Genomic DNA, 17,123 nt, shown 5'->3' with positions numbered 1-17,123 from the left:
ATCGAGGGTTGCAACCCTCGATATTTTTTTGTTACACACTTCGTGGCTTAGTGCCGGATCACACAGTATAACTTATATTAGGGTAGTACTATTACACAAGATACATCTCCTGTAATTGTCCAACCTTTACTATTTACCAATATGCTTCTGGCAGAAGTTGCATCGCAATAGGTTAATCCTGCTGCCCCAAAATCAACAAATGACCGTAAATTAGGTAATGCTGCCCATTTGGTAAGAATTTTGTCATAATTAGCTCCAGAAATTTTGGTATTATCCAACATATTTGCCATATCTGTAACCTTACTCACATCCCAGGTGCTCAAATCCCCTTCAAAAGAGTTTGCATCCCGAAACATGCTCCTCATAATAGTAACCCCACTTACATTCCAAGAACTTAAGTTTCCATTAAAAGATAAAGCTTTAAAAAACATATATCTCATATCTATCACTTTGCTTACATCCCATGCGCTAATATCCCTGTTAAAAGATCTTGCCTCATAAAACATATCTCTCATATTACCAACATTACTTACGTTCCACCCACTAATATCACTATTAAAAGCATTGGCACGAACAAACATTGCTATCATATTACTAACCTTGCCTACATTCCAATTACTAATATCCCCATTAAAAACAATAGCACTCTCAAACATTCCAGACATATTAACCACGTTACTTACATCCCAATTATTAAGATCTGAGTTAAATGCTATACATCTACCAAACACCCCTGACATATTGGTAACCTTACTTACATCCCAATTATTAAGGTTTGCATTAAACTTGCTACAACCAGAAAACATATTGGTCATATCGGTCACTTTTGACAGGTTAGGTATATCTGTGGCATTATACGTCATGTTTTTACAACCACGAAAAGCATCTGCCATGGTTTCCCATACATTATCTCCCCATTGCTCGATTGTTTGTAGTTTTTCTGCATCTGAAGTTATTGTGGTTTTAATCATAGGAAATACCCCAGAAATAGAAACAGTATAAGTTCCTGCGGTTGCATACGTGTGGCTTTTGGTAGTGATTTGGCTATTATTTTCGACAGTACCATCTCCCCAATCTATAGTATAATCATAGTTATTACGTTCTTTATCTTGCTGAAAAGTAATGGTTTCATTTGCCATAGTTGTTTTCCAGGTAGTGATAAAAGGCTCTGCTACATTTTCTACCGTAATGGTAATATCTGCACTAACTTTATTTTTGCCATCAGACACCTCTACAGTAATTGTATATGAAGAGGTGGTTTCATAATCCAATTTTTTATCGGTTACCAAACTAAGTTCTCCTGTATCTGTAAGCTCGAAAAGATCATTGCTGTTTTGAGTTAATGTAAATGTAAGTGCTCCGCTTTCAGGATCTGTAGCTACAATGCTACCTATCACTACATCATCTTTGATGTCTTCTTTTGCAGTAAAGGTTTGCGCGCTAATTACAGGAGGCCGGTTAACCACCTCGTTATCATCCACATCGTTTATTTTTACAGTAATTTTTGCTTCTTTTGATATTTCACCACTTTTTACTAATGCTACTCCAGTAATAGACGTATAAGTTTCAAAATCAAATAGCGATGCATTTTTAACTTTTAGTTCCCCTGTTTTAACATCTATAGACATAGCGCCCTCAGGAGTTTGGGTAGTAAGGCTATAAGAGACTTCTCCTTCACTGGATTTTCCTGTTACTTTTCCTATACTTTGCCCTTCTGTAGGGTTTTCATCTATAGCAACAGAAAAATCTTCTGTAGTCACCGTAACCTGCATTACATTTTCATCATCTTTACTACATCCAATACTTAACATTGCCAACAATGACAAGGTTATTAGATTTGTTTTAATTTGTCTTAATTTCATCATTTTTACTTTGTTTTTGAGGCTTACCTCCTTGATTTAAAAATCAAGAAAGTGTACGTGATTTTGTTTCTAATAATTTATATTTTGATACAAACCTAACAAGATGTACACTCCAAAAAGTGGTTGCTTTATATTTGCTATGCCCTGTTGGGTATTTGCTATGTTTTAATTGATATTTGTTTTTAAAGAATTTCTTGGCTTCCTAAATGGAAGGTGGCAAAAAATCCTTTTCTTCGGAAAGGGTTTAGAGCTTGTCTCCAACTTGATTCAGGAATAGGGTAAATCAAAAAAGAGGCTATCAAATACGACAACCTCTCTTAATAATGGTATTCTTTTTTCTTTATCTATGACAGTCAATATCTCCTGTAATTGTCCAGCCTTTATCATTCACTAATATGCTTCTGGCAGAAGTTGCATTGCAAAAGGTTAACCCTTGTGCCCCAAAACTTACATTGGATTGCAAATTTGGCAATGCAGCCCATTTGGTAAGAAGTTTATCATAATCCGCCTCAGAAATTTTAGTATAATTTAACATATTATACATATTGGCAACCCCTTGAACATCCCAACTACTAATATCCTTGCTATACGAAGTGGCTCTTTCGAACATAAATGCCATATTGGTTACTTTACTTACGCTCCAAGTACTCAAATCGCCATTAAAAGCAGTTGCTTCTCGAAACATAGACTCCATATTTACAACCTTGCTTACGTTCCAGTTACTTAAATCCCCATTAAATAAAAATGCTTTTTGAAACATACCGGACATATCTTCAACCTTGCTCACATCCCATTTACTAATATCCCCGTTAAAAGACGCTGCCAGTGCAAACATCCTTCTCATACTTGCCACATTACTTACGTTCCATTCACTTATATTTCCATTAAAAGAGCTGGCCCCAGAAAAAACCCCTTGCATGTTTACAACATTACTCACATCCCAATTGTTAAGATCTGCATTGAACGTTTTACAGCCACTAAACATAGCATTCATGTTCGTAACTTTTGAAAGGTTAGGTATATCTGTTGCTTTGTAGGTCATGCTTTCACAGCCTGAAAAAGCATATTCCATAGATTCCCATTCATTATCCCCCCATTGCTCAATCGTTTGTAATCTATCTGCACCTCTAATATCATCAATCTTGATTGCAGGAAATTTTCCTGAAACAGATATGGTATAAACTCCTGCAGTAGTATATCTATGGTTTTTAGTAGTGGTTTGATTAGTTTCTACAGTACCATCTCCCCAATCTATAGTGTAATCATAATCTGTTCTTGTATTATCCAGTTGAAAAGTAATGTTTTCATTTGCCGTAATTGTTTTCCAGGTAGTGATAAAAGGCTCTGCTACATTTTCTACTGTAATGGTAATCTCTGCATTAACTTTATTTTTACCATCAGATACCTCTACGGTAAGGGTATATGAGGTAGTGGTTTCATAATCCAGTTTTTTATCTGTAGCCAAGCTTAGTTCGCCGGTAGCGGTTAACTCAAAAAGATCATTACTGTTTTGGATAAGTACAAAGGTAAGTGCTTTACTTTCCGGATCTGTAGCTACAATATTACCAATCACTACATCGTCTTTAATGTCTTCTTTTGCAGTAAAAGTTTGCGCGCTAATTACCGGTGCTTTATCCGCCTCGGCTACAGGAGGTGGTGTTGGTGTTTCTGTCTGGGGTTGTGCATCATCATCTTTACTACATGATAAAATTAATAACCCTATAAAAACCGCTATTATATATTTAATTTTTGTTTTCATTTAAGTAATATTTTTTATACAGATTGTTTATAAATACACTACATATTTGCTTTTTACTGTTCGTGTTTTGCCTATCTATAACAATCCCATTTATTATTTTTCTTTATTTTTAATCCACGTTGTGGTGTAATTTTCGGGCTTACACCGAGATAATTGATAAAATGTTGAGCCTAGAAATTATCTTTTGCCAGATTCATTATTTCTTCATCGGTAAGTGCCCTATTGTAAAACAGTATATCATCCATTGCTCCCTGAAAGATTTCACTTCTTCTTTGATTAGCTCCTATATATATGTATTCCTGAGTAGTTGGTTTAAGAAAATTAGTAGATTGGCTTCCTACTGTACTATGTCTACCATCCGTAAAGATTTGCAACGATCCGTTAGTTACTCGAAAAACAATATGCATCCATTGATTTAATTCACCATCCCCCCCTTGCTTCATTATACCGCTATCTGACGTGGTTCCTATATTAGTAACAGTTCGTCCTTCTGGTTTTCTATTACTTATATACCCTTCGTATCTTGGCAGGTTACCATCAAGTTTTGTAATTATATTTCCGTCATTTGCAGTATTATACACCCATACAGATATGGTATACGATTGCAGGTCATTGGTAAAGCCTGAACTAATCTCTAAAAATGCGTTATTAAAATTGTATGCTTTACCTTCGTTTCCAAACCGGTCTTTTGTAGCTATCAACGAACCTGCTTGCTGAATAGCTTTTACCTGATTTCCGGTTGCATCACTAAACGTATTATCATTCAAGGTATAATGAGCAATCAAACCGCTGTTTATAAAAGTTTTACCATTGTCTGTCAAAGTTACATTAACATTAAAAGTAGTGGTTAATTCATCAACAGAAACCTCATAAGTAGCAGATAAACTAGTTCTGCTTTCAAAATCAAAAAGTAAAGGGTTCTTTGCTTTTAGTTGTATTGAATTAGGAATACTCTCAACATCAAAACCAAATGCTCCTTCTACAGATTCTGAAAGAAGTTTAACCGCAAACACATTTTGTGGAACTCCTTCAATTTTTACTTCGGTGTTTCCTAGTATAATATTATCTCTCTGAGGGTTTTCTTCTATAGTGATATTCAAATCTGCCACATATAATTCTACTACATTTTCTACTGTAATGGTAATCTCTGCACTCGCTTTATTTTTACCATCAGATACTTCTACAGTAAGGGTATGTGAGGTAGTGGTTTCATAATCCAGTTTTTTATCTGCTATCAGGCTTAGCTCCCCGGCAGCTGTAAGTTCAAAAAGGTCATTATTGTTTTGGGCAAGTGTAAACGTAAGTGCTTTACTTTCTGGATCTGTGGCTACAATACTACCAATCACTACATCATCTTTGATATCTTCTTTTGCAGTAAAAGTTTGCGCACTAATTACCGGTACTTTATCCACCTCGGCTACAGGAGGCGGTGTTGGTGTTTCTGTCTGTGGTTGTGTATCATCATCCTTACTACATCCAATAGATAATACGGCTATCATGGTCATGGCCAGCATACTTGCTTTAAATTGTCTTTTTTTCATCATTTTTACATTTTTTTGAGGCTTATTCCCTGGTTTAAAAAACGAGAATATATACGTAATTTTGTTTCTGATAATTTATATTTTGATACAAACCTAGAAAGATATTTACTGCAAAAAGCAGTTGTTTTATATTCGCTATATGTTACCGGATATTCGTTATATTTTACTTGATATTTGTTTTTACGGGAAATCCATATTATTAAGCCTGCATTATGCATCAAAAAATCTATTACAGTTCAAAACGGTTTCAAAACATATCTCTTTGTTATGTTTCTAAAATGAATCTCACCCTTCAATAAACTCAGGACAAACTAAAGGTCAGAACTCATTTTGGTACAGTGTTATTAATGAGTGGTTCATGTTTTTCATTAGAGTGACAAATCAACTTATCCTTATATTGTATATTTTTTTGTCCTGTGCAGAGCAATTACCTTGGGGAAATGCCGCAAATTATACCCCACAATATGGATCAAAACGAAATGCATTCACATAACACACTGAAAATAAATTAAATACAAATAAAAAAACTTAACAACTTTTATTTTTATCAGGATATCTGCTATACTAATTTAATATCTTTTTTATCTGAAGGGTCAAGAACAGCTGCTTTTACATCTACATTGGCCTCCACTTTATATTTTGATTTTTCGTTGGATACAAATTTGCTCACCTTTCCGAGTTTACCAACAGCTCCTCCCTTTTCTGCCAATGAATCTGCTTTAGATTTTAATAGCTTAAATGGCAAAATAAAAGGGATTTCTTTTACTTCTCCTGGCTTAATAAAATATGTGTCAGAAAACTTGACCACACCCAAATCAAAAGATTCTGTATTCGTGTTATCCCCTCTTCCTGTTGTAAACTCTTCTACTAATTTGATTTCAACTTCAATAATTTCTTGTTCACTTTTTGTGGTTAATATAACTTTGCCTTCTATTTGTTCGCCTTCTTTAGAAACATGTCCCGGAATTTGCAAGGCTACTTTTACCCCTCCAATACCAAGTTTACTTTTTACTTTATCAAAAAATCCCATACTTATTAGTTTAAATTAATTTATAAATAACCTCAGAGCAAACTCATGAGGTATACTTTTCAAAATATATTTTGTTTTCAAGGCTTGCCTCGGTAAATCATACCCAAAAAAAGGATTGAATACTATTTACTTTTATATTTATATTTATACCTTTTTAACTTTGAAATAGCACTAATATATTATTTCTTTTTCCTCTATTCTTCGTTAAAAAAGATAACGGTAACTACAGCTATGCTTGATACCAGATCAAGTCTGGCAAAAGCTTTTTGCCTTGAATACTTAAAAAATAAATTCAATTTCTATACGCACTATTTCAAAGTTAAAATGGTATTAATTATCTTTTTGTTGAATTTTATACAGCTTCAATAGGTTCTGTAGTTCACTTATCTTACTTTCTACATCTTCAATATTTGTGTTTTTTTCTCCAGATTTAACTTGATCTTCAAGTAACATTTCATTTTTTGCTTCATCCATACCATTCATAATAACCCCAATAAATAAGTTTAAAAAAATCATAGTTCCGATAAGGACAAATGATACGAAGTAAGTAACAGAAAGTGTTAAAGAGTTTTTTGAATTTACACAAAGGTTCATGTTTCCTTCATACCCATAATTTTCGCAACCAAACATGTTTATATACATAATATCTGTCCAATCTTCTAATGTTACCACTCTAAACAATGACAGCATTGATCTTTGTAAATCTTGAAAATGTATTGGGTCATTTTCTGAAAAGAAGAACACACCTGCTACAGCATAAATATAAAAAAGCAATAATAGCAGGATAGAAACATATCCCATAGAAGGTATACTTTTTAACAAAGCCCCTACCAGCATTTGAAGTTTTGGTAATGCTTTTATCAGTTTTAAAACTCTTAATAAACGCAGTAAACGCAATATAGCAATTGAGCTTCCTCCAAAAGGAAGAAATGCAGCTGCTACAATTATAAAATCAAAAACATTCCAGCCATCTGTAAAATAAAGCCAGGGCTTTTTTCCTTCTGCAATAATTTTCACAAGGATTTCTATAATAAAAACCCCTAAAATTATTTTATTTAATAACTCTAATACAATTTCATGTTTTAAAGAAAACTTAGGGTAAGTTGCAATCCCTACCAAAACACCTGCAATTAAAATCGCAATTGTAACCAGGTTTTGAAACCATTTACTTTTACTTATTGATTCACAAAAATTTACCATAACCGTTTTATTTGGCAACAACTCATTAATTAAGCCTATGTATTAGGCACTGGCTATAAAGGCTTTAAACACAACAGAAACTAATGTTTTCTTAATTTTTGCTAAGCATTATAAACCTTAATAAATTGTTTTTTATATATTTTGCGTTTAGCAACACATATATCTTCTTTTAATCGCAACCTATAAAAGTTTAAATCACATTTTGTCTCTAAATAATTGATATTTTGACACAAACCTAAAAAGATCTTTTCTATAAAAAACCGTTGTTTGATATTCGCTATACTTTGTTGGGTATTTGCTATAGCTTAGTTAATATTTGTTTTTACAGGAGGCAGAGTCATAGTTATATTTTGATTGTTCCATTTTGACCTTAGGGTCAAAAACCAAGATTCTACTATTTAGATTCCAATTTTCATAGGAATGACAATTTCAACGATAACCCCAGCACAGACCAATAGAGGAATAATTTTTTATTATAACAATTTAACACTAAACAAAAAAAGGAGGTTGTCTATAATTAGACAACCTCCTTTGGTTATGTAAATAAATATCAATCATTTATCTAGGGCAAGGCTTATCTCCATCAATTGTCCACCCTTTATTATTAATCAAAGTATTTCTAGCAGAAACTGCATCACAATAAACTAATCCTTCTACTCCAAAAGTTACATTAGATTGCAAATTTGGTAATGCTGCCCATTCGGTAAGAAGCTTGTCATAATCGGCTCCAGAAATTTTAGTATCATCCAACATATTTTCCATACCTGTAACCTTACTCACATTCCATTTACTGAGATCACTATTAAAAGAAGTAGCACCGTTAAACATATACCCCATATAAGTTACATTACTTACATTCCAAGTACTTAAATCCCCATTAAAAGAAGTAGCATTATGAAACATGAACCCCATATAAGTTACATTACCCACATTCCAAGTACTTAAATCCCCATTAAAAGAAGTAGCATTTTTAAACATATACGCCATGCCAGTTACATTACTTACGTCCCAGTTACTCAAATCTCCATTAAAAGAAGTAGCTCCTACAAACATACTATTCATATCAGTTACCATAGAAAGATTAGGTATATCTGTCGCATTGTATGTCATGTTTTCACAGCCACCAAAAGTTCCTGTAAAAAATTCCCATTTATTATCTCCCCACTGCTCTATGGTTTTAATTTTCTTCTTACTATCTTCTAATACTCTAAACGCAGGAAATATTCCTGATATAGAAACCGTATAAACACCTGCTTCTTTATAGTCATGATTTGACGAGTCAGTCTTATTATTCTCAATGGTTCCATCACCCCAATCTATGGTGTAATCATATATGAAATTATTATTAATCTTAATAGTAACCTTTTCATTAGCAGTAGTAGTTTCCCAAGTGGTAATAAAAGGTTCTACTACATTTTCTACAGTAATCGTAATATCTGCACTCGCTTTATTTTTACCATCTGATACTTCTATAGTGAGGGTATGTGAAGTAACTGTTTCAAAATCTAGTTTTTTATCTGTAGCCAAGCTTAGTTCGCCGGTAGCGGTTAACTCAAAAAGATCATTACTGTTTTGGATAAGTACAAAGGTAAGTGCTTTACTTTCCGGATCTGTAGCTACAATATTACCAATCACTACATCATCTTTAATATCTTCTTTTGAAGTAAAAGTTTGCGCGCTAATTACCGGTGCTTTATCCGCCTCGGCTACAGGGGGTGCCGTTGGTGTTTCTGTCTGGGGTTGAGTATCATCATCCTTACTGCATCCAATAGATAATATGGCTATCATCAATACAGCCAATACGCTTAGTTTAATCTGTCTTAGTTTCATCAAATTTACTTTCATTTTTGAGGCCTATTCTCTGGTTTAAAAAACCAAAAAAGTGTACGTAATTTTGTTTCTAATTAGTTTATGTTTTGATGTAAATCTAGAAAGATCATTATTAAAAAAAGTGGTTGTTTTATATTTGCTACAGGTTACGGAGTATTTACTGTGTTTTAATTGATATTTGTAGTGTATTGATGAGATTTAGGATAATCTTGTATAAAAACCCAAAGCCTCAAGAAAATAAGGGCTTATAGATTATGCCTTTTTAACTTTGAAATAGTATTACCCTATATTTAAGTCAAGGATGAAATAAATATTTTGAAATTACTTAAAAAAATCGACAAGAAAACAATTTTATTAAGAAGCTAACCTCTTAATAGTAAATTAAACAAACCTATAAAAAGCAAGAAGTAGAATTGTGTTTAAATCTTTTTTATTATTTCAACCAGCTCTCTGGTTAATGATCTTCTGCTATATTTTTCTACTCCGATAACATGGGATTTTAATTTTTGCTCTTGAAAGTCATTAAAGTACTGAAGCAATTGTATTTTCATCTTTTCATATTCATGATATTCAAAAAAGACTCCTGAATTCGTTTCTTTAATAATTTTGGATATATCTGCACTTGCTGGACCTAGTGCTATAATTGGTCTTTGAGAAACCATATATTCAAACAGCTTACCAGGTATAATACATTTTGTTTCTTTACTATCAATTTCAATTAATAATAAAACCTGAGAGCTTCTTTGAATTTGAATAGCTTCTGTGTGGGGCACATACCCTTTTAACACTAAGAAATCAGACAATCCTACATCTTTTATAGACGATAGCACATCCTCACTCACAGCTCCTACCAATTGTAGCTGAAATGCTTCTGCAAATGCTTTATTTTCTTGTGTTAATTCATATAAGCCTTTCCACAAAAGTTTTGGATCTCTACCCGATAATAACGATCCTATATGCGAAACTGTAAATTTAGTATCTAAAACTGTTTGAGGAATCGATTCTTTATCAAAACCATTAGTAATTACAGAAACTGGTGTATTCGTTAAACTTTGAAACTCTTTTTGAGTAGTAAAACTAGTTACTACTATATGATCTGCAGTTTGTAAAACTTCTTTTTCTAAACGTTTATGTTTTTGTACAGATCGTTTAGTTAACTTTAATTTATCATGATATCCAATGGTAGTCCAAGGATCTCTAAAATCTGCCAACCATTTAACTCCAGTTTTGTTCTTTAACTCCCTCCCTATTAAATGCACACTATGTGGAGGGCCTGTCGTTATAATAGTATCTATTGATTTTTTTGAAATATAATCTTTTAAATATTTCGCAGAGGGTTTAACCCAAAACTTGCGGGCATCAGGAATAAAAAAATTACCGCGAATAAATAATAAAAGCTTTTGTATAAAAGATTGTTTTGCTTCACCAGCAATAATACCTTTACTTATGGTTTTGCTTTCTTTTTTAGAAAAAATCTCTGCAAATCGATAGGGTTCAAAAATGGGTTGTTTTAGTATTTCTATTCCTTCTGGAATTTCGGATACCAAAGAACTATCTTCTAAGGGATAAGTTGGGTTCTCTGGTACATATACTACTGGCTCTATACCAAAATCTCTAAAATACTTTACAAACTTAAGCCAGCGTTGTACTCCGGGACCACCAGCAGGTGGCCAATAATATGTAATGATTAGAACCTTCAAAATATATCCTACTTATCTTCTTTTGTAAAAGGTAATATACTCCCTGTCTTTTTATATTGAAAATATATCCCTCCTATGAGCAATAGTATAAAAAGAATAGAACTTGCAAGTGTTATAGTGCTTCCTGTTTTTACAACCTGTGGTTCGAACTTAAATTCTATTTGGTGTTTTCCTGCGGGAATAGGTAACCCTCTTAATGTGTAATTTGTTTGTATCTGTGTAACAAGATCACCATCAATATATGCATTCCAACCAGGATAGTATATTTCAGAAAAAACAGCGAACCCTTGATCTTTATTATTAGATTTATATACTAAATGATTAGGCTTGTGGTTTGTTAAAGTTACGTATGCTAAGCTATCTACAGTGTATTTAGTGCTAGAAACAGCCTCTTTAAAACCAGAATTAATAATTGCTTCCTTTTTTGTGTCTACTTCTTTTAAAGTTAGGATTTCATCATTTGCAGAATCTACCATTTTTATATCCGAAACGAACCATGCATTCCCGTTTGCATAAGGATTAGTTAATGCTTTTACACCATCCTCATCTTCAGTAATAATATACTTTACATTTAACATATTCATTACTCCAACATCATTTTTGGCAAGATAAAACTCAAACAAATCCTGTATTCTTCCTGGTTTTGCAGCATGATACCCACCTAATGCATTATGAAAGTAGGATGCTCTACCAGAATTAAAAGGATTCGCGGTTAAATCAAATACTCTAAAATGTCCTTTGTCCTTCAAAATTTCTTTATCAGCTTGATTTGCTACAAAAGGTTTATTAAATTCTCTTGCAGAAACAAAATTATCCTTGTTTACATATTTCCAATCTACTAATACTAAATCCAAAACGATTAATACTCCTAGCCCAATAATTAAAAAGTTTTCTTTCAGCTTTCCTTTTAAATACATCCAGCATCCTGCTGCAATTAATATTACAAATAATAAAGATCGCAAGGTATCTGTTGTAAATATTGCTTTTCTGTCTTCCTTAATTGCTCTTAGATAATCTGGACCACCTTGTTCTATTAACATACCATCTCCTAGTCCGCTAAAATTAAATAGGCTAGATTTAAATAATAAAAACAATAATGCTATTCCTCCTGTAATTGCTGTAGTATATTTTAGGGCTTTATCTTTTTCTTCTTTAGAGACAGAATCACTAAACAATTTATGTATACCAACTATTGCCAATATAGGAGCACACAGTTCTATAATCACTTGTATCGAAGAAACAGCTCTAAATTTATCATACATAGGAAAGTAATTAATAAAAAACTCTGTTAAAAAACTAAAGTTTTTTCCCCATGACAATAATAATGCTAATACCGATCCACCTACAATCCACCATTTTAATCTTCCTTTCACCAAAAACAATGCAAAAACAAATAAAAACAATACGGTGGCACCTATATATGCTGGTGCACCTACTATAGGCTGATCCCCCCAATAAGTAGGCACATGTTCTGTATACGATTTTGCTTGAGTTGGGGATACTCCTAGTTTTAGTAGTTCCTCATAAGTATTAGAATCCTCTCCTAAATTTTCATAAGAGGCTCCCCCCATAAAACGAGGTATAAAAAGGTTAAAGCTCTCTAACTTACCATAACTGTACTGCGTAATATAATCAAAATCTAAGCCTGCACTCTTTTTTTCTTTATTGTTAGATTGAATAGTAATACCTGTATCTCCTCTTGTGCTATATTTTGTATATTCTTTTGTAGCTAAAAGACTTGTAGCGTTAAGCAGTAAAGAAAACAAAACAGCTACAACCATAACACCAATCGACTTAAAATAATCTGGTATTTCTTTCTTTTTATATGCATCTATTAAATAAGAAACCCCTAATACAAGTACCAATAAAAACAGATAGTATGTCATCTGAAAATGGTTTGCCGCAATCTCTAACCCCATAGATAGTGTTAGTAATAAAAATCCCCATATATATTTTTTTCTAAAAACAAGTAAAATACCACTAAGTACCAAAGGCATATAACCGATCGCATGTGCTTTGGCATTATGCCCCACTCCTATAATAATTATAAAATAGGTAGAAAACCCAAAAGCTAAACTCCCCAAAAAGGCAAGTCTGTAATCTACTTTTAACACTAGTAAAAGAATATAAAATCCTATAAAATATAAAAATAAATAATCTGCTGGTCTGGGTAAAAAACGTATAATTCTGTCTATTTTTTTTATATAACTATGCGGATATTGCGCTCCCATTTGATAAGTAGGCATACCCCCAAAAGCATTATCTGCCCAATATGGTTCTTCACCTGTTTGATTTCTAAAATCAGTTTGCTGCCTCGCCATCCCGGTATATTGAACAATATCCCCTTGTCTTATCTTTTTACCGCTTAAAACAGGGTTAAAATATGCAAGCGAAACTATAATAAAACCAAAAGCAACAAGTATATAAGGTAAGAATCTTTTAATTAAAGACATGATATATGTGAGTTTACTAAATGAAAAGCCAAATTAATCAATTTCCTCATAATCGATATATTCTCCTGCATCTTTATTCGAAGAATTTTGTTTTGGTTTTTTCTCGATAGTAATCTCACCATCTGTAGATTGTTGAGGTCGTTGGTATTGACTAAATTGTTGTTGAAATTTTTCTCCTGCTTTCTTTGTTACATATTTAAGCAATAGAGGACCAAATAAACGCGTTAATACCTTTAGCCCATAATATATTAATAGTATAATGAGAATTATCTTCAATACCCCTTGCAACGATGCTTCTTGCATATCATTTTTTTTCAAAAATAATGAACTCTGGATACAATTACAGGCATACAGTCCTAAAAAAATGATAAAATCTGCTATATTTGAACCAAATCTATTGCATATGAACCCTAAGTCTATTCTGTTATTAGCTATTCTATTTTTATTTGGCATAACGGTTTCTGCACAATACACCGAAAAAATCAACACTAACCGACCAGGAACTTCACAAGGCGCTTTCTCTGTAGGAAACAATGTCTTACAATTTGAAGGAGGTTTTGGTTTTGGAAAACAAAAACATAAACTATTAAATACCAAAACCAATGTTTTTAATTTGGATTACTCTGCCAGATATGGTCTTTTGATCGAACAATTAGAAATCAGGTTAAACGGAAGATTTAGGGCAGATGGAGTAAAACAGACTATTGGTGCCAATGAAGAAAAGATAAAGAGAAGTAACTTTGAAGTAAATACTATTGGTGCCAAATACCTTATTTATGATCCCTATAAAAAACCAAAAAAGGATTCTACCAATTACGAAGAATTAAAAAGTTGGAAGGCACGTCATAAGTTTAAATGGAAAAGCCTGATCCCGGCAGTTTCTGCTTATTTAGGTGCAAATTTTGTATCTAAAGATAATCCGTTTACTGCTCCTAATGATGATCCTATTAGTCCTAAAATAGTTATTATGACCCAAAACAACTGGTCTACAAATCTAAATGGTGATTGGGTTTTGGTAACTAACCTGATTGTAGATAAAGTTACAACAGAAGATCCTATTATTGGATGGATCGTGACCTCTACCCATACTATTAATGATAAATGGGCTGCCTTTGGAGAGTATCAAGGACAAAAAAGTGATTTTTATAGTGACAATATATTAAGGCTTGGTGGTGCATATCTTTATCATAAAAACTTACAATTAGATGCAAACGTTGCTTTTAATTTTAAAGATACTCCTTCTATATTTACCGTTAGTTTTGGTGCTTCCTATCGTCTTGACTGGCACACCAAAGATGAAATCATAGAACAACCAGGATTAGAAGGCGGAGTTAAAGAAGACGAAAAATCAAAAGAAAAACTTGATGATGAGAACGAAAATGATAAGAGAGAATTTGACGAATTAGAAGAAGGTATCGAAAATGATAGCCTTAAACTAGAAAAAACCCCATTTATCAATGACTTTGAAGACGATGGTTTAAGAGAAAATATTGAAAAAGATCTGGATGAAAGAAGAACTGCCGAAAGACTTGAACGTGAACGTATAGAAAATGAAAAGATTGCCAAAAAAGAAGGCAAAAAGTTCAAAAAAGAAGAAGCCAGACGTTTAAAACGAGAAGCTAAAGAAGCCAGAAAAGCCGAAAAAGAAGCCATTCAAGCCGAAAAAGAAAAACAAAAATTAGTAGATGATATTGATGCCGAATTAGATAAAATGGAGAAAGAGCAAGGCGTAAATCAAGAACTACAGGATATAGACAAAGAGCTAAAAGAGCTTGAAAAAATGGAAAAGGAATTAGAAATCGATGAGGAAAAGAAAAACACAAAACAAGAAGAGAAAATAGAAAAAAAACAGGAAGATGATATAGACGCCGAGTATGAAAACTATCAAAAAGAACAGGAAAAAGCACAGAAATTAGAAGAAAAAAGGCTTCAGAAAGAGGAAAAAAAGCGTCAAAAAGAGGAAAAAAAGCGCCAGAAAGAAGAAGAAAAACGAAAGAAACAAGAAGAAAAAGACAACAATACAGATACCGGTCTGGGTACATAGTTAGTTATAAAATAAAAAACTATCGTATTATGATCCTAAATAATAATTGCTTAATGTATAAAAAGAGTTATCTAATATTACATTTTATCAAAAATGATCCATACCACCGCAATATTTAATAAAAGGATTATATATTTGTGATGAATTAGAGATGATATATGATTACGATTAAAGAAATTACTTCAAAAGGAGATTTGACTACATTTGTTAAATTTCCTTTTGAATTATATAAAGACTCCCCATACTATGTTCCATCTATTATCAAAGAAGAAGTAGATGTAATAAACCCAAAAAAAAATCCGGTTTTTAGAAACGCAGATGCAAAATACTTTTTGGCGTATAAAAACAATAAAATAGTGGGCAGAATTGCAGCTATCATAAACTGGATTGAGGTAAAAGAACTAAAAAAATCAAAAGTTCGTTTTGGATGGTTTGATGTTATTGATGATATTGAAGTTACCAAGGCTTTATTACAAAAAGTATCAGAATATGGTACTCAACATTCTTTAGAATACATGGAAGGCCCTGTTGGGTTTTCTAACATGGATAAAGCTGGTATATTAATTAAAGGTTTTGAAGAATTAAATACCATGATCACCTGGTATAATTACCCATATTACTCTAAGCACCTTGAAGAACTTAATTTTGAACCCGCAGCTACATGGGTTGAGTATAAAATTAAAATTCCAAAACAAACAAAAGAAAAAGTAGTTAAATTCGCAAGGGTTATTAAGGAACGTTACCAACTAAAACTTTTAAAATTTAATAAAAGTAAAGAGATTCTGCAATACGCAGATGATATGTTTGACCTTTTAAATAAAACCTATAGTAGTTTACAAACTTTTGTACCTATACAACAGTACCAGATAGATATGTATAAGAAAAAATACTTACCATATCTAAACCCAGAATACATTACTTGTATTGCCGATAAAACAGGGAAGCTTATAGCTTTTTCTATCGTGATGCCTTCATTTTCTAAAGCCTTAAAAAAAATGAATGGTAAAATATATCCTCTTAGATTTTTACATATTTTAAAGGCACAACGCAGAAATAACACAGCCGCTTTTTATCTTATAGGTGTCGATCCAAAATATCAAAACAAAGGAATCACTGCACTTATTTTTAAAGAAATGAATGAAGCTTTCTTACGAAATGGTATTGAAGTAGTAGAAACAAACCCTGAACTTGAAGAAAACAAAGCTATTCAGGCGCTTTGGAGTGATTATGAGCACAAACAACATAAGGTTCGCAGAACATTTAGAAAAAGTATTTAAAAAATCTATTATTACATTCAAACCCATATTGCAAACACTATATTTTTGAGTTTGACTATAACCTATTTAACAAACTTAAGGTATACAGTTATGCCTAGACCATAAAACATAAGGCTTTATAATATTCTCAACCTTCGCAACAAAGTTCTATTACGTATAATCCGGAAATGTCATTAAGTAATATCTGTATTCAATTTATTTGATTAATCAACATTCATATATCCTTTTTGTAACTAAAAAAAGTATCAGGCGGATAAGTTATACCATTTTAACAAAGAAAAAATACAATATAAGAGGCATTATCTCATTAAAGATATAACTTAAAATATCGAGGGTTTGATTTAAAACAAAGAGGTCTAAAAAATAATTTTTTGGGCACTAAGCCACGAAGTGTGTAACAAAAAAATATCGAGGGTTGCAACCCTCG

The 17,123-nt window shown here is 32.4% G+C and carries 11 protein-coding genes; 2 read left to right on the top strand and 9 right to left on the bottom strand.

The features are described 5' to 3' along the window. Positions 1-77: 77 nt before the first annotated feature. The 9 genes from ACZIYX_RS22110 to ACZIYX_RS22070 all read right to left on the bottom strand — a co-directional run bounded on the left by ACZIYX_RS22110 (position 78) and on the right by ACZIYX_RS22070 (position 13,678). On the bottom strand, positions 78-1,865 hold the full coding sequence (locus tag ACZIYX_RS22110; protein ID WP_462684438.1) for a BspA family leucine-rich repeat surface protein: 1,788 nt from the start codon (positions 1,863-1,865) through the stop codon (positions 78-80). A 337-nt stretch (positions 1,866-2,202) separates the two neighbouring features. After that, complete coding sequence (locus ACZIYX_RS22105) at positions 2,203-3,621, bottom strand: BspA family leucine-rich repeat surface protein (protein WP_462684437.1); 1,419 nt, start codon at positions 3,619-3,621, stop codon at positions 2,203-2,205. 170 nt (positions 3,622-3,791) lie between these two features. Then, positions 3,792-5,165 (bottom strand): LamG-like jellyroll fold domain-containing protein, encoded by a 1,374-nt coding sequence (locus tag ACZIYX_RS22100; protein ID WP_462684436.1) that lies wholly within the window; start codon positions 5,163-5,165, stop codon positions 3,792-3,794. A 556-nt stretch (positions 5,166-5,721) separates the two neighbouring features. Then, the gene (locus ACZIYX_RS22095; protein WP_462684435.1) at positions 5,722-6,192 is read right to left on the bottom strand and encodes a sporulation protein; all 471 of its coding nucleotides are present in this window, start codon (positions 6,190-6,192) and stop codon (positions 5,722-5,724) included. Positions 6,193-6,522: 330 nt separating this feature from the next. After that, positions 6,523-7,392 (bottom strand): ion transporter, encoded by an 870-nt coding sequence (locus tag ACZIYX_RS22090; RefSeq protein ID WP_462684434.1) that lies wholly within the window; start codon positions 7,390-7,392, stop codon positions 6,523-6,525. Between the two features lie 558 nt (positions 7,393-7,950). Further along, a complete protein-coding gene (locus ACZIYX_RS22085) occupies positions 7,951-9,222 on the bottom strand; it encodes a BspA family leucine-rich repeat surface protein (RefSeq protein WP_462684433.1) in 1,272 nt (423 codons plus the stop codon). A 419-nt stretch (positions 9,223-9,641) separates the two neighbouring features. After that, positions 9,642-10,925 (bottom strand): glycosyltransferase family 4 protein, encoded by a 1,284-nt coding sequence (locus tag ACZIYX_RS22080; protein ID WP_462684439.1) that lies wholly within the window; start codon positions 10,923-10,925, stop codon positions 9,642-9,644. Positions 10,926-10,930: 5 nt separating this feature from the next. Further along, positions 10,931-13,375, bottom strand: a complete 2,445-nt coding sequence (locus ACZIYX_RS22075; RefSeq protein ID WP_462684432.1) for a YfhO family protein — start codon at positions 13,373-13,375, stop codon at positions 10,931-10,933. 33 nt (positions 13,376-13,408) lie between these two features. Beyond that, positions 13,409-13,678, bottom strand: a complete 270-nt coding sequence (locus tag ACZIYX_RS22070) for a DUF4834 family protein (RefSeq protein ID WP_462684431.1) — start codon at positions 13,676-13,678, stop codon at positions 13,409-13,411. A 61-nt stretch (positions 13,679-13,739) separates the two neighbouring features. Here ACZIYX_RS22070 and ACZIYX_RS22065 point away from each other — a divergent pair, with 61 nt between their 5' ends. Together ACZIYX_RS22065 and ACZIYX_RS22060 are read left to right on the top strand one after the other, a co-directional pair. After that, positions 13,740-15,419: a transporter gene (locus tag ACZIYX_RS22065; RefSeq protein ID WP_462684430.1), complete on the top strand. Its 1,680-nt coding sequence runs from the start codon at positions 13,740-13,742 to the stop codon at positions 15,417-15,419. 158 nt (positions 15,420-15,577) lie between these two features. Then, entirely contained in the window at positions 15,578-16,696 is a 1,119-nt protein-coding gene (locus ACZIYX_RS22060; protein ID WP_462684429.1) for a GTP cyclohydrolase, read from the top strand. Positions 16,697-17,123: the final 427 nt, after the last annotated feature.

Source organism: Aquimarina sp. (genome assembly GCF_977115655.1).
Note: the sequence above shows the minus strand (reverse complement) of the source record. Positions and strands in the feature narration are given on the sequence as shown.